Origin of the sequence: Paraburkholderia sp. CNPSo 3274, from assembly GCF_024206475.1 — a bacterium.
Lineage (GTDB): Bacteria > Pseudomonadota > Gammaproteobacteria > Burkholderiales > Burkholderiaceae > Paraburkholderia.
Genome location: NZ_JAMBPR010000059.1, coordinates 15,407 through 29,217, shown reverse-complemented (window position 1 = coordinate 29,217; position 13,811 = coordinate 15,407). Strand labels below are relative to the sequence as shown.

Sequence of the window (13,811 nt, the reverse complement as noted above, 5' to 3'; positions counted from 1 at the left end):
TCGGCCAAAGGCTGTAGCGCGTGACGCTGCACCCGCGGCGTCACACGAGCACCAGGACAGGGACTAAAGACATGCTGAAAGTGACAAAAGCGGTATTCCCGGTAGCGGGCCTCGGCACGCGCTTCCTTCCGGCCACGAAAGCAAGCCCGAAGGAAATGCTGCCTGTGGTCGACAAGCCGCTCATCCAGTACGCGGTCGAAGAAGCCGTGGCTGCGGGCATCACTGAAATGATCTTCGTGACCGGGCGCAGCAAGCGCGCGATCGAGGACCATTTCGACAAGTCGTACGAGATCGAGGCCGAACTCGAAGCGCGCGGCAAAGCCAAGCTGCTCGAACTGGTGCGCAACATCAAGCCGAACAACGTCGACTGCTTCTACGTGCGTCAGCCCGAGGCGCTCGGCCTTGGCCACGCCGTGCTGTGCGCGGAAAAGCTCGTGGGCGACAACCCGTTCGCCGTGATTCTCGCGGACGACTTGCTTTATGGCACGCCGCCCGTCATGCAGCAGATGGTCGAGGTGTTCGACCACTACCATAGCTCGGTGCTCGGCGTGGAAGAGATTCCGCCCTCGGAAACGCGTTCGTACGGCATTGTCGACGGCAAGGAGTGGGAAGATTCGATCGTCAAGCTCTCGGGCATCGTCGAGAAGCCGGCGCCCGAAGTCGCACCGTCGAACCTCGGCGTGGTCGGCCGCTACGTGCTCAAGCCGCGCATTTTCGAGCATCTGAAGGCGATCAAGCCGGGCGCGGGCGGCGAGTTGCAGCTCACCGACGCGATCCAGTCGCTGCTCGCCGACGAGCAAGTGCTCGCCTACAAGTACCACGGCACGCGCTTCGACTGCGGCAGCAAGCTCGGCTACCTGAAGGCGACGGTGGAGTTCGCGCTGCGTCACCCGGAAGTCGGCGCGGATTTCGACGAGTATCTGCGTACGCGCAAGCCGGTGCTGGAAGGCTAGGGCGCCCCCGGTTAAGATTTCCGCACCGCACACATGAAAATGGCCCGCACGAGTTTTCACACTCATGCGGGCCATTTTTTTTGCCGATGCGCTTAGCGCCGGCGCATCAGGAACACGAACGTCTTGTCCTGCTGCGAGCTTTCCACGATCTCGTTACCGGTTTGCTTCGCGAACGCGGCGAAATCGCGCTGCGAACCCGGATCGGTCGCGAGGACCTTGAGGATCTGGCCGCTTTCCATGTCGGCGAGCGCCTTCTTGGCGCGCAGGATCGGCAGCGGGCAGTTCAGCCCGCGCGCATCCACTTCCTTGTGAACCTGAATCTGCATCGGGGTTGGATCCTTCGGTGGCGCACCGTCGCGGCGTGAGACGGCGCTGGCAATAGCACCGATTTTACCGCAGCCACGCCAGCCGCCGCTTGCGTCCCGATCACGGCACGGTTTACAGCGTGACCGCAGCCCCCGTATGCAGCGATTCGCGCAGCGCCTGGCCGATGCGCGTAGCCTCCAGGGCGTCTTCGAGCGTCGCGCCAAGGCTCGCCCTCTGCGCTCCACCAGCATTGCGCGCCGCGACTTCCGCGACGAACGCCTGTGCTTCGATCAGGAACGCCTCTTCGAAACGGTCGAAGAACGTGGGCGTGCAAACGCTGCGCACGCCCGTCGCGTCGTAGACATCGACGCGATTCGCGCGCGGAATACGGCCTATCGCCAGCGCGCCCGCCGTGCCGATCACGTCGCTCGATGTGTCGTTGCCGTGCGCCATCGTGCGCGAGGCGTAAAACATCGCGAGACGCCCGCCCTCGAACTCGCAAATCGCCACGCCGTTGTCCACGTCGCCCGATTCGCGCAGGCCATCGTGCAGCGCGATCGCGCCCGCGGCGTACACACGCGTGGCGCGCGGCTTGCCGAGCAGCCAGCGCGCGACGTCGATGTCGTGGACCGTGCAGTCGAGGAAAATGCCGCCCGAACTCGGCGCGAAGCGCACGAAAAAGCCTTCCGGATCGTTGAGATCGCAGGTCTGCGAGCGCACCATGAACGGCTTGCCGATCGCGCCCGCCTGCACTTTTGCATAGGCATCCTGATAACTCGGATCGAAGCGGCGCATGAAGCCAATGGTCACCTGGCGGTCAGTATGACGACGCGACAGGTTCACCACCCGCTCGCATTCGGCCACGTCGAGCGAGAGCGGCTTCTCGCAAAACACATGCTTGCCCGCTTCGAGCGCCTGCACGATCTGCCCGGCGTGCAAGGCCGAAGGCGTGACGAGCCACACCGCATCGACCGATTGATCCGCCAGCAGGTCGGCGTACTCGCCATACAGCCGCGCGGCGGGCAGCGCCTCGCGCGCCCACGCGAGATCCGCTTCGAGCGGACTGCACGCGGCCGCCAGCGTCGCGCCCGGCACGCGATACGCCAGGTTCTGCGCATGCCGCCGCCCCAACCTCCCAAGTCCCGCCACGCCCACGCGCAACGGCTGGGCACGATCGATTGCCTGCATCCTTGCTCTCCTCGCTCGATCCGCGCTTGATCTGCGCTTGATGCGTTTCAGTCGCCCAGCTTCACCACACGGCCCTCGCGCCACGACAGCGAGGCGGCTTCGGCCAACTCCAGCGCCTTCAGGCCGTCGGCGACCGACGTGCGCACCGGCGCGCCCTGCGTCACCGCTTCGTGAAAATGCGCCATTTCGCGCGCGTAGGCTGCGCGATAGCGCTCGAGGAAGAACGCCTCGGGCACGTCCTGCGCGACAGCGGTCTTCGACCACGCCACCACTTCGGTCGGCTTCATGTTGCCCGCCTGCAGCATGCCCTCGCTGCCCAGCACCTCGAAGCGCTGGTCGTAGCCATAGGCCGCGCGCCGCGCCGTGTTGATCTGACAAAGGCGCCCGCGCTTCGTGCGGATCGTCACCGCCGTCGAATCGATGTCGCCCGCGTCGGCAATCGCCGGGTCGGACAGGCAGCTGCCCGTGGCATGCACGCTCAACGCTTCGTCGTCGAGGATCCAGCGGAAGATGTCGAAGTCGTGGATCAGCATGTCCTTGAAGATGCCGCCCGAGTGCTTGATGTACTCCACCGGCGGCGCGCCCGGATCGCGGCTCGTGACGATCAGCATTTCCGGCGTACCGATCTCGCCTGCGTCGAGGCGCGTCTTGAGCGCGGCGAACGTGGGATCGTAGCGGCGCTGAAAGCCGATCATGGCCACAACGCCCGCGCGCTGAACCGCTTCTGCGCAGGCGCGTGCGCGCTCGATGGTCAGGTCGACGGGTTTTTCGCAGAAGATATGCTTGCCCGCCGCAGCCGACTTCAGGATCAGTTCGGAGTGCGTATCGGTACTCGAGCAGATTACCGTGGCGCCGATCGAAGCGTCGCCGAACGCGGCGTCGACGTCCACGACCTGTGCGCCGTGCTGTGCGGCGAGCGCGGCGGCGGCTTCGCGATTGACATCGATCACATACTTGAGACGCACGCCCGGCTGGCGCGCGAGATTCCCCGCATGAATGCGGCCAATGCGCCCCGCGCCGAATACCGCCACATCCAGCGTTTGCGCTGCGCCGCTTGCTGCACTAATCATCGTATCCTCCGGTGTCGGTCGATTCTTCCACGTTGAGTTCGAGCCGGTACGCAAGCGCAATGAACAGCGCCTGGCACAGGCAGAAGGTGCTGGTGAGCGAGCGGAACGCGAACGCGCTCCCCTCCTTCACATAGAGTTGCGCGTTCGCGTGGCGCGCGAGCGGCGAGAGCTGGCTGTCGGTGATGACGAGCGTTTTGGCGTGATGCTGCTGCGCCACGCGCAGGCAGTATTGCGTCTCTTTGCCGTAGGGCGCGAAGCTGATGGCGATCACTACGTCGCCCTTCTTCACGCCGCGAATCTGTTCGTGATACATGCCGCCGAGCCCCGAGACGAGGTGCACGCGCTTGCGCGTGTGCTGCAAGGCATAGACGATGTAGCTCGCCACCGGAAACGAGCGGCGCACGCCGATCACGTAGATGTTGTCCGCCTGCTCGAGCATCTTCACGGCCTCGTCGAACTGCGCGCCGTCGAGGCCGGCTTCGAGTTCGTCGAGCCCGCTGCGGCACGCGCCGATGAACTCGCGCGCCACGGCGCCGCCCATGTCCGGGCTCGCCTCGCCCTCCTTGGCGTCGATCAGCTGGCGAATGCGCTGCTGATAGCTCGTGGCCGAGGCGCCCTGCCCCGCGTACGCCTGACGGAACACGGCCTGCAGGTCGGAGAAGCCCGAGAAACCGAAGCGCTGCGCAAAGCGCACCACCGCCGAAGGATGGACGCCACAACTCGCGGCAATGTCGCTCGTGCGATCCATCATCACGCTCGCGCGGTGCTGCTCGATGTAGGTCGCGATGCTTTTCAGCTGACGCGGCAGCGCCTCGTAATCCCGCGCGATGCGCTGCATCAATTCGTCTACGCCCGCTACGGCGTCGGTTGTGTCATCCGCCATGATTGTTTTCCTTGGCTAGTTGCCGCACTGCCGCAAAGCCTTACCAGGCCTCGATTCCACGGCATGCCGACGGAGCCGATTATAGGCAGCGTGTCACATGAATGGAACAGATTTTCCATTTTTATTTGCAATGAAATTTTCGTTGCAAGTCGCGAGGCGATGTCCTACTCTTGTCGATGAGCGCGGCAGCTGGTGCATGTAACAGGCGGCATGTAAAAAGCGCGGCTGCGGCAATCACCCCAAGAACGAACGACAGACCGAGAAAGGTGGAGACAATGACTCAACGCAAGGGCAAGACCATGCTCCGAAAGTTGGCCGCAGTGCTCGCGCTGGCAGCCGGGCTGACCGGTGCGAGCGTGCTCAGCGCGCAAACGGCACAAGCCGCCGACGCGCATTTCGTGCTGATCAGCCACGCGCCCGATTCCGACTCATGGTGGAACACGATCAAGAACGCCATCAAGCAGGCCGACGAAGACTGGAACGTCGAGACCGACTACCGCAATCCGCCTAATGGCGACATCGCCGACATGTCGCGCCTGATCGAACAGGCCGCCGCGCGCAACTACGACGGCGTGATCGTCACCATTGCCGACTACGACGTGCTCAAGAGCTCCATCGGCAAGGTCACGGAAAAGAAGATCCCGCTCGTGACGATCAACTCGGGCACCGAGGAACAGAGCGCGAAGCTCGGCGCGATCATGCACGTGGGTCAGCCTGAATATGTGGCGGGCCACGCAGCCGGCGAGAAGGCCAAGGCTGCGGGCGTGAAGTCGTTCCTGTGCGTGAATCACTTCGCGACCAACGCCGTGTCGTTCGAACGCTGCCGCGGCTTTGCCGATGCGCTCGGCGTGGACTACAAAACCTCGACGATCGACTCCGGCCAGGACCCGACGGAAATCCAGTCGAAGGTGAGCGCGTATCTGCGCAACCATCCGAACACGGGCGCGATCCTCACGCTTGGGCCCGTGCCGGCGGCCGCCACGCTCAAGGCGGTCGAGCAGATGGGCCTCGCGGGCAAGATCTACTTCTGCACGTTCGACTTCTCGGATGACATTGCCAAGGCGATCCGCGCGGGCACCATCCAGTTCGCAATCGACCAGCAGCCGTACTTGCAGGGCTATATCCCTGTGGCCGTACTCGCGATCGTGAAGAAGGAGCACACCACGGACCCGCAGAAGATCCGCCAGATTCTCGAAGCGAACCCGAAGTTCAAGCAGCGCCTTGAAACCTATGGCCTGCAGCCCTCGTACGGCCCGAAGAATATCCGCTCGGGTCCGGGCTTCATCACCAAGGAGAATCTCGACAAGGTCGTGAAATACGCAGGTCAGTACCGCTAAGCATTTTTCGTCAGCCACGCGCGGCGGTGGCTAGCATCTTCCGATGCCCATCGCCTCTCGCCAGCCTCGCCGCGCGCCATTCACCGTGTTGCTTTTACTGCAAGGCAGTTGCTTGCGGGGAACGCGCTCGGGCATTTGAGCCAATGCAGGTGCGAACGCGCCCGCCACGGCCGATCGCCTTGCATAGGACCAGCGTAAGGCGCTAAAGCACCAACTCTGGTCGATACAGGAGACATCATGGGTGTAGCCGGCAAACACTTCCCCTCGCACGCTCAGGAAGACGGCGCGCAAGACGCGCCCGCGCCGCAGCCAGGCGCCAGCGACGAACGCGTGCGCCGCGAATCGTGGTTCGGCCATCTGCTCGGCCGCCCCGAATTCGCCGCGATTTCCGGCGCCGTGCTGGTCTTCGCCGTCTTTGCGATCGGCGCGGGCGGCTCAGGCATGTTCGATCTCGACGGCGTGATGAACTGGTCCCAGGTCGCCGCCTACCTTGGCATCCTGAGCGTCGGCGCGTGCCTGCTGATGATCGCCGGCGAGTTCGACCTCTCCATCGGCTCGATGATCGGCTTCGCCGGCATGATGGTGGCGATCCCCACGATGTACTTCCACTGGCCCATCGCGCTTTCCATTCTGTTCGCGTTCGTGGGCTGTACCGCGCTCGGCGCGCTCAACGGCTACCTCGTGATGCGCACGCGGCTGCCATCGTTCATCGTCACGCTCGCGTTCCTCTTCATTCTGCGCGGCCTGACCCTCGCGCTCTCGATCATGTTCGCCGACCGCACGATCGTCTCGGGCGTGGGCGACGTGGCCAAAGCCGACTTCGTGACCAACCTGCTCTTTCACGGCACGGCGTTCAAGGGCCTGTTCGCGGCGCTCGCGCATATCGGCATCGGCAAGATGCTCGACAACGGCCAGCCGCTCGTGCCCGGCGTGCCGAAGGTGATTCTCTGGTGGTTCGCGCTCGTGGCAGTCGGCGCATTCGTGCTCGCCAAGACGCGCTACGGCAACTGGATACTCGCCGTGGGTGGCGACTCAAATGCCGCGAAGAACGTGGGCGTGCCGGTGAAGCGCGTGAAGATCTCGCTGTTCATGCTCACCGCGTTCTGCTCGTGCCTCTTCGCCGTGCTGCAAGTGTCCGACATCGGTTCGGCCGCTGCCGACCGTGGTCTCCAGAAGGAGTTCGAAGCGATCATCGCCGCGGTGATCGGCGGCACGCTGCTCACGGGCGGCTATGGCTCGGTGATCGGTGCGGCGTTCGGCGCGCTTATCTTCGGCGTCGTGCAGATCGGCATCACTTACACGAACATCGATTCGGACTGGTTCCGCGTGTTCCTCGGCGTGATGCTGCTCATTGCCGTGCTCTTCAATCACTATGTGCGCCGCCGCGTCGCGCAATCGTAAGCCGGAGGCTCAAATGTCCGATACCACCAACACCGCAAACGGCGACACGATTCTCGCGCTCGAGAATGTCAGCAAGTACTTCGGCAAGGTCATCGCACTGAACGGCGTCACGCTGCGCTTAAAGCGCGGCGAGGTGCACTGCCTGCTCGGCGACAACGGCGCGGGCAAGTCCACGCTCATCAAGACGCTCGCCGGCGTGCACCAGCCAACCTCCGGCCAGTATTTCGTGGACGGCAAGCCCGTGACGTTCGATTCGCCGAAAGACGCGCTCGATCTCGGCATCGCCACCGTCTATCAGGATCTCGCGCTCGTGCCGCTGCTCTCGGTCGCGCGCAACTTCTTCATGGGCCGCGAACCGCAAAAGAAGCTGTTCGGCTTCATCAACGTGATGGATCTCGATGCGAGCGCAACGATTGCGAAGGATCGCCTCGCCGGAATGGGCATCAACGTGCGCGACCCGCATCAGGCCATCGGCACGATGTCGGGCGGCGAGAAACAGTGCCTCGCGATCGCACGCGCCATTCACTTCGGCGCACGCGTGCTGATTCTCGACGAGCCGACCGCCGCGCTTGGCGTGAAGCAGAGCTTCAACGTGCTCAGGCTGATTCATGCGGCACGCGCCAAGGGCATTTCGGTGATCTTCATCACCCACAACGTGCACCACGCCTACCCCATCGGCGACTCGTTCACGCTGCTCAATCGCGGCCGGTCGCTGGGCACCTACACGAAGGACACGATCAGCAAGAACGAAGTGCTCGACATGATGGCGGGCGGCGCGGAGATGCAGAAGATGATCGCCGAACTCGACGGCGCGACTATCTGATCACGCGCGCACGGCACAGCACTCAACAGGAATACACATGGCCCTGACTCATTCAACCCCGCCCCGTTCAACGCCAAGCCGCTTCGCCGCCGGGCGCAGCCGCGACATTGTCTGCCTCGGCCGCCTGGGCGTCGATCTCTACGCGCAACAGGTGGGCGCGCGGCTCGAAGACGTCTCCACGTTCGCGAAGTATCTGGGCGGCTCGTCCGCGAACATCGCCTTCGGCTGCGCGCGTCTTGGTCTGAAATCGGCCATGCTCACGCGCGTGGGCGACGACCACATGGGCCGCTTTCTCCTGGAAACGCTCACGAAGGAAGGCTGCGACACGAGCCATGTGCGCGTGGACCACGAACGCCTCACGGCGCTCGTGCTGCTGGGCCTGAAAGACCGCGACACGTTCCCGCTCATTTTTTACCGCGAGAACTGCGCCGACATGGCCGTCGATTCGAGCGATTTCGACGAAGCCTTCATCGCCTCGTCGAAAGCGCTGCTCATTACCGGCACGCACTTCTCGACCGAGCAGGTGAACCGCACGAGCCTCACCGCGCTCGACTACGCGCGCCGCAACGACGTGCGCACCGTGCTCGACATCGACTACCGTCCCGTGCTCTGGGGCCTCACGGGCAAGGCGGACGGCGAGACGCGCTTCGTCGCGAGCGAAGGCGTGAGCGCCCATTTGCAGCGCATCTTGCCGCATTTCGATCTCGTGATCGGCACCGAGGAGGAGTTCCGCATTGCAGGCGGCAAGGAATCGCTCGTCGATGCGCTCGAGCGCGTGCGCGAAGTCACGGGCGCGACGCTGCTCGTCAAGCGCGGGCCGCTTGGCTGCCAGATCGTGGAAGGCGCCGTGCCCGCCTCGATGGACGATTTGCCGATGCAGCGCGGCGTGGAAGTCGAAGTGCTCAACGTGCTCGGCGCAGGCGACGCTTTCGCCTCCGGCTTTCTTTCGGGCTGGCTGCGCGACGCCTCGCTCGAAGATTGCGCACGCTCGGCCAACGCGTGCGGCGCCCTCGTCGTCTCGCGGCATGGTTGCGCGCCCGCCATGCCCACGCCGGTGGAACTCGACTACTTCCTGCGCGAAGCGGCCGTCGACCCCGTGCGCATGCGCCGCCCCGACCGCGACGCGACGCTCGCGCGCCTGCATCGCGTCACGCCCGCGCGCAAGCGGCATGACGAAGTGCTCGGTTTCGCGTTCGACCATCGCAACCAGTTCTTCGATCTCGCCCAGCAAACCGGCGTAAGCGAAGCGCGCATTTCGTATCTCAAGAATCTCTTCGTCGAGGCTGTGGCGCAGACCGAGCGCACGCTCGGTTTGCAGGGACGCATCGGCGTCCTGATCGATGACCGCTACGGCCAGGATGCGCTCAACGCCGCGACCGGCCGCGGCTGGTGGATCGGCCGCCCGGTCGAGTTACCGGGTTCCGTGCCGCTCGTGTTCGACCATGGCCGCTCGATCGGCACGACGCTCGCTACCTGGCCCATCGACCACACGGTGAAGTGCCTCGTGCAGTTCCATCCCGACGAGTCCATCGAGCAGCGTCTCGAACAGGAAGCGCAGTTGCGCGCGCTTTACGACGCCACCCAGGCGAGCGGCCACGAGTTGCTGCTCGAAGTGATTCCGCCGAAGCTGGGCGGCAAGCCGAATGCGCCCGATACGGTCTATCGCGCGCTCAAGCGGCTCTACAACATCGGCCTCTATCCGGAGTGGTGGAAGCTCGAACCGACGGGCGCCGCGCAATGGCGCGACATCGACGCGCTGATCGCCGAGCGCGACCCGTATTGCCGCGGCGTCGTGCTGCTCGGGCTCTCCGCGCCTATCGACCAGCTCGTGGAAGGCTTCCGCGCGGCGGCCGCCTCGAACACGTGCCGGGGCTTCACGGTGGGCCGCTCGATCTTCTACGAGCCGAGCCTCGCCTGGCTCTCAGGCGAAATCGGCGACGACGAAGTGATCGCCCGCGCGCGCCGCGCCTTCGAAACGCTGATCGGCGCTTGGCGCGCCGCGCGCGCCGACGCTCAAGGCGCGCACGATAACCATGAGGAGAAGGCGGCATGAATCAACGCATTGCTCCTGGCGATGACGCCTCGCAGGTAAGCGCGCAGAACGCCAAGCCCGGCGCGCACGCGAGCACCGTGCGGCTCACGGCGGCGCAGGCGCTCGTGCGCTACCTCGGGGCGCAGCGCGTGGCGAGCGAGGACGGCTCGGGCCGCACCGAGCCGCTATTCGGCGGCGTGTTCGCGATCTTCGGTCACGGCAACGTGGCCGGCATCGGCGAAGCGCTCTATCAGTATCGGCACGAACTGCCCACGCTGCGCGCGCACAACGAGCAGGCCATGGCGCACAGCGCGATCGCTTATGCCAAGGCGCACTTTCGCCGCCGCATGATGGCGGTGACGACCTCGATTGGCCCGGGCGCGACGAATCTCGTCACGGCGGCCGCGCTTGCGCACGTGAACCGCTTGCCGGTGCTGCTGTTGCCCGGCGACATTTTCGTTTCGCGCGAACCCGATCCGGTGTTGCAACAGATCGAGGACCTGCACGACGGCGGCATCTCCGCGAACGACTCGCTGCGCCCCGTGTCGCGCTACTTCGACCGCATCGTGCATCCCGCGCAGTTGCTCACGGCGCTGCCGCGCGCGCTGCGCGTGCTCACCGACGCCGCGCTCTGCGGCCCGGTCACGCTCGCGCTGCCGCAGGACGTGCAGACGATGGCGTGGGACTATCCCGCGAGCTTCTTCACGCCGCGCCTCGTGACGTTCCACGCGCCCTCGCCTGTTCAGACCGAGATCGACGCGGCGCTTACGCAGTTGCATCGCGCAAAACGCCCGCTCATCGTGGCGGGCGGCGGCGTGCTCTATTCGCGCGCCTCGCAGGCCTTGCAGACGCTTGCGGCCTCGCGCGGCATTCCCGTGGCCGAAACGCAGGCGGGCAAAGGCTCGCTCGCGTGGGACGATCCGCTCAACGTCGGCGCGCTCGGCGTGACGGGCTCGCCCGCCGCCAACGAACTGGCGCGCGACGCCGACTGCGTGCTCGCCGTGGGCACGCGTTTGCAGGACTTCACGACCGGCTCGAACTCGCTTTTTGCGAACGCGCATGTGATCGGCGTGAACGCCAACGGCTTCGACGCACTCAAGCACGACGGCCTCGCCGTGCAGGCCGACGCGCGCCAGGCGCTCGCCGCGCTCAACGACGAACTGATCAACTGGCGCGCCGAAGCGAACTGGACCGCCCGCGCCCAGGGCCTCGCCAACGACTGGCGCGCGAGCATCGAGCGTCTCACGCACGCGCCGCAGGAACGCAACTGCCTGCCCTACGACGCCGATGTGATCGGCGCTGTCCAGCGTTCGTCGAGTCGTTCGTATACCGAAGATATCGTCGTCTGCGCGGCTGGCACGTTGCCCGCCGAGCTGCACAAGCTCTGGCGCGCGGGCCGGCCCGGCGCCTATCACGTCGAATACGGCTACTCGTGCATGGGCTATGAGATCGCGGGCGGTCTCGGCGCGAAGCTCGCGCGGCCCGATCGCGAGGTCATCGTCATGGTGGGCGACGGCAGCTATCTGATGATGAACAGCGAGATCGCCACCTCGGTCATGCTGGGCGCGAAGCTCATCGTCGTCGTGCTCGACAACCGCGGCTATGGCTGTATCAACCGGTTGCAGCAAGCTTGCGGCGGCGCGCCGTTCAACAACCTGTTCGACGACTGCGCGCAAGGGCCGCTCGGCGCGCCGCGCATCGACTTTGCCTCGCATGCGCGCTCGCTCGGCGCACAGGCCGAACACGTGGCGAATGTCGCGGAACTCGAAGCGGCGCTGCAACGCGCACGCGCTGCGTCGCGCACTTATGTGGTCTGCATCGACACCGACCCCGCGCGCACGACCGAGGAAGGCGGCTGGTGGTGGGAAGTCGCCGTGCCCGAGGTGTCCACGCGCGCTGGCGTGCGCGAGGCGCGCGAACGCTATGAAGAACATGTCGCGCAGCGCGGCGCGCGCGCGCAAGCGACCGAAGACACGCCCGCCAGCGACGACGAACCCGGCAACGCATCACGCGTCTGACGACACAGACATCGAGGAGCGCACATGAGCGCATTTGAAGTACGCATCGGCATCAACCCGCTGTCGTGGATGAACGACGACCTGCCCTCGCTCGGCGGCGAGACGCCGCTATCGCAGGCGCTGACCGAGGGCCGCGAGATCGGCTATGAGGGCTTCGAGCTAGGCAACAAGTTTCCGTGCGAGCCGCAGGCGCTCAAGGCGCTCCTCGCGCAATACGACCTTTCGCTCGTCTCCGGCTGGTACTCGGGCATGCTCGCGCGGCGCAGCGTGGAAGAAGAGATCGCCGCGGTAGAGAAGCATCTGGACCTGCTCGCGCAGAACGGCGCAACCGTGATGGTCTACGGCGAGGTCGCCGATTCGATCCAGGGCGCGCCGCGTCCGCTCTATCAGCGTCCGCGCTTTTTCAGCGACAAGCAGTGGGACGAATACGCCGCGCGCGTGGACGCGTTCGCGCGCCATACGCTCTCGCGCGGCGTGCGGCTCGCGTACCACCATCACATGGGCGCTTATGTCGAAACGCCCGCCGACGTCGACAAACTCATGGCGCGCACGAGCGACGCCGTCGGCCTGCTGTTCGACGCGGGCCATATGACGTTTGCGGGCGGCGACCCCGTCGTCGAACTCGACAAGCACATTGCGCGCGTGTGCCATGTGCACTGCAAGGACGTGCGCCCCGCCGTCATGAAACTCGCTCGCAACCGCAACTGGAGCTTTCTCGACGCCGTGCTCGCAGGCGCGTTCACCGTGCCGGGCGACGGCGCCGTCGATTTCCCCGCGATCATCGCGCGGCTGAGGCATCACGGCTATCGCGGCTGGCTCGTCGTCGAAGCCGAGCAGGACCCTGTGATCGCACCGTCTTACGAATATGCGCAAAAGGGTTACCGTACGCTGCGCACGCTCGTCGATGCTACGGACACCCAATCGAAGGAGGCAGCATGACTCTGCTGGTCAAGGCCGCGCGCGAAGGCCAGACAATCGCGCGCGTCACGCCCGACACCGCGGGCTGGCGCTATGTCGGCTTCGCCGCCTATCGGCTCGAGGCGGATGAAGTCGTCTACGTCTGCGAGCCCGATCGCGAAAGTTGCATCGTCGTGCTCTCGGGCGCGGTGGATATCGAGGCGGGCGGCGAGCGCTGGTCGAGCCTGGGCTCGCGCGACAGCGTCTTCGAGGACGCCGCGCCGTATGCCCTTTATGTGCCGCCCGGCGTGAAAGCGACCGTGCGCGCCACACGCAACGCCGAAGTGGGCGTGGCGAGCGCGCCCGCCAAAGGCACGCTGCCCATTCGCCTCATCGAGCCCGCGCAGATGAAGCGCTCCACGCGCGGCAAGGGCGCGAATACGCGCTACGTATGCGATATCCTGCCGCAAGACGCGCCCGCGGAATCGCTGCTCGTGGTCGAGGTGCGCACGCCATCGGGCCATTCGTCGAGCTACCCGCCGCACAAGCACGACGCCGACCGCTTGCCGCAGGAAAGCGCGCTCGAAGAAACCTATTATCACCGGCTCAATCCGCAGCAGGGTTTCGCATTCCAGCGCGTGTACACCGATGCGCGCGATCTGGACGAAACGATGGCCGTGGAAAATCACGACGTCGTGATGGTGCCGCGCGGCTATCACCCGGTAGTCGTCCCGTATGGCTATGACTCGTACTACCTGAACGTGATGGCGGGCCCCACGCGCGAATGGCACTTCCACAACGACCCGGCGCACGAGTGGATCATCGAGCGCGACGCGAAATGACGCGTCCATAAAAAACGCCGCGTGTAGAACCACGCGGCGTTTTTCGTTGTGCCCGCACCGA

The 13,811-nt window shown here is 65.3% G+C and carries 12 protein-coding genes; 8 read left to right on the top strand and 4 right to left on the bottom strand.

What is annotated here, in order from left to right; genetic code table 11:
• Window positions 1-71 precede the first annotated feature (71 nt).
• On the top strand, window positions 72-953 hold the full coding sequence (galU, locus tag M3I54_RS31665) for a UTP--glucose-1-phosphate uridylyltransferase GalU (RefSeq protein ID WP_233881131.1): 882 nt from the start codon (window positions 72-74) through the stop codon (window positions 951-953).
• Between the two features lie 92 nt (window positions 954-1,045).
• Here galU and M3I54_RS31660 read toward each other — a convergent pair whose 3' ends face one another.
• The 4 genes from M3I54_RS31660 to M3I54_RS31645 form a co-directional block, all read right to left on the bottom strand.
• Window positions 1,046-1,273: a sulfurtransferase TusA family protein gene (locus M3I54_RS31660; RefSeq protein ID WP_028208042.1), complete on the bottom strand. Its 228-nt coding sequence runs from the start codon at window positions 1,271-1,273 to the stop codon at window positions 1,046-1,048.
• 118 nt (window positions 1,274-1,391) lie between these two features.
• A complete protein-coding gene (locus M3I54_RS31655) occupies window positions 1,392-2,447 on the bottom strand; it encodes a Gfo/Idh/MocA family oxidoreductase (protein ID WP_254343065.1) in 1,056 nt (351 codons plus the stop codon).
• Window positions 2,448-2,494: 47 nt separating this feature from the next.
• Entirely contained in the window at window positions 2,495-3,517 is a 1,023-nt protein-coding gene (iolG, locus tag M3I54_RS31650) for an inositol 2-dehydrogenase (protein ID WP_254343064.1), read from the bottom strand.
• Window positions 3,510-4,400: a MurR/RpiR family transcriptional regulator gene (locus M3I54_RS31645; protein ID WP_254343063.1), complete on the bottom strand. Its 891-nt coding sequence runs from the start codon at window positions 4,398-4,400 to the stop codon at window positions 3,510-3,512. Before M3I54_RS31645 ends, iolG begins: the two co-directional genes overlap by 8 nt.
• 275 nt (window positions 4,401-4,675) lie before the next feature.
• Between M3I54_RS31645 and M3I54_RS31640 the strand changes: the two genes are divergently transcribed.
• From M3I54_RS31640 to iolB, 7 genes are all read left to right on the top strand, one after another.
• The gene (locus tag M3I54_RS31640; RefSeq protein ID WP_254343062.1) at window positions 4,676-5,737 is read left to right on the top strand and encodes a sugar ABC transporter substrate-binding protein; all 1,062 of its coding nucleotides are present in this window, start codon (window positions 4,676-4,678) and stop codon (window positions 5,735-5,737) included.
• A 237-nt stretch (window positions 5,738-5,974) separates the two neighbouring features.
• Window positions 5,975-7,138: an ABC transporter permease gene (locus tag M3I54_RS31635; protein ID WP_254343061.1), complete on the top strand. Its 1,164-nt coding sequence runs from the start codon at window positions 5,975-5,977 to the stop codon at window positions 7,136-7,138.
• A 13-nt stretch (window positions 7,139-7,151) separates the two neighbouring features.
• Window positions 7,152-7,961 (top strand): ATP-binding cassette domain-containing protein, encoded by an 810-nt coding sequence (locus M3I54_RS31630; protein ID WP_254343060.1) that lies wholly within the window; start codon window positions 7,152-7,154, stop codon window positions 7,959-7,961.
• 37 nt (window positions 7,962-7,998) lie between these two features.
• A complete protein-coding gene (iolC, locus tag M3I54_RS31625) occupies window positions 7,999-10,014 on the top strand; it encodes a 5-dehydro-2-deoxygluconokinase (RefSeq protein ID WP_254343059.1) in 2,016 nt (671 codons plus the stop codon).
• Entirely contained in the window at window positions 10,011-12,011 is a 2,001-nt protein-coding gene (gene iolD / locus M3I54_RS31620) for a 3D-(3,5/4)-trihydroxycyclohexane-1,2-dione acylhydrolase (decyclizing) (protein ID WP_254343058.1), read from the top strand. Before iolC ends, iolD begins: the two co-directional genes overlap by 4 nt.
• 24 nt (window positions 12,012-12,035) lie before the next feature.
• A complete protein-coding gene (iolE, locus tag M3I54_RS31615) occupies window positions 12,036-12,950 on the top strand; it encodes a myo-inosose-2 dehydratase (protein WP_254343057.1) in 915 nt (304 codons plus the stop codon).
• A complete protein-coding gene (iolB, locus tag M3I54_RS31610; RefSeq protein WP_254343056.1) occupies window positions 12,947-13,750 on the top strand; it encodes a 5-deoxy-glucuronate isomerase in 804 nt (267 codons plus the stop codon). Before iolE ends, iolB begins: the two co-directional genes overlap by 4 nt.
• The last annotated feature ends 61 nt before the right edge of the window (window positions 13,751-13,811 follow it).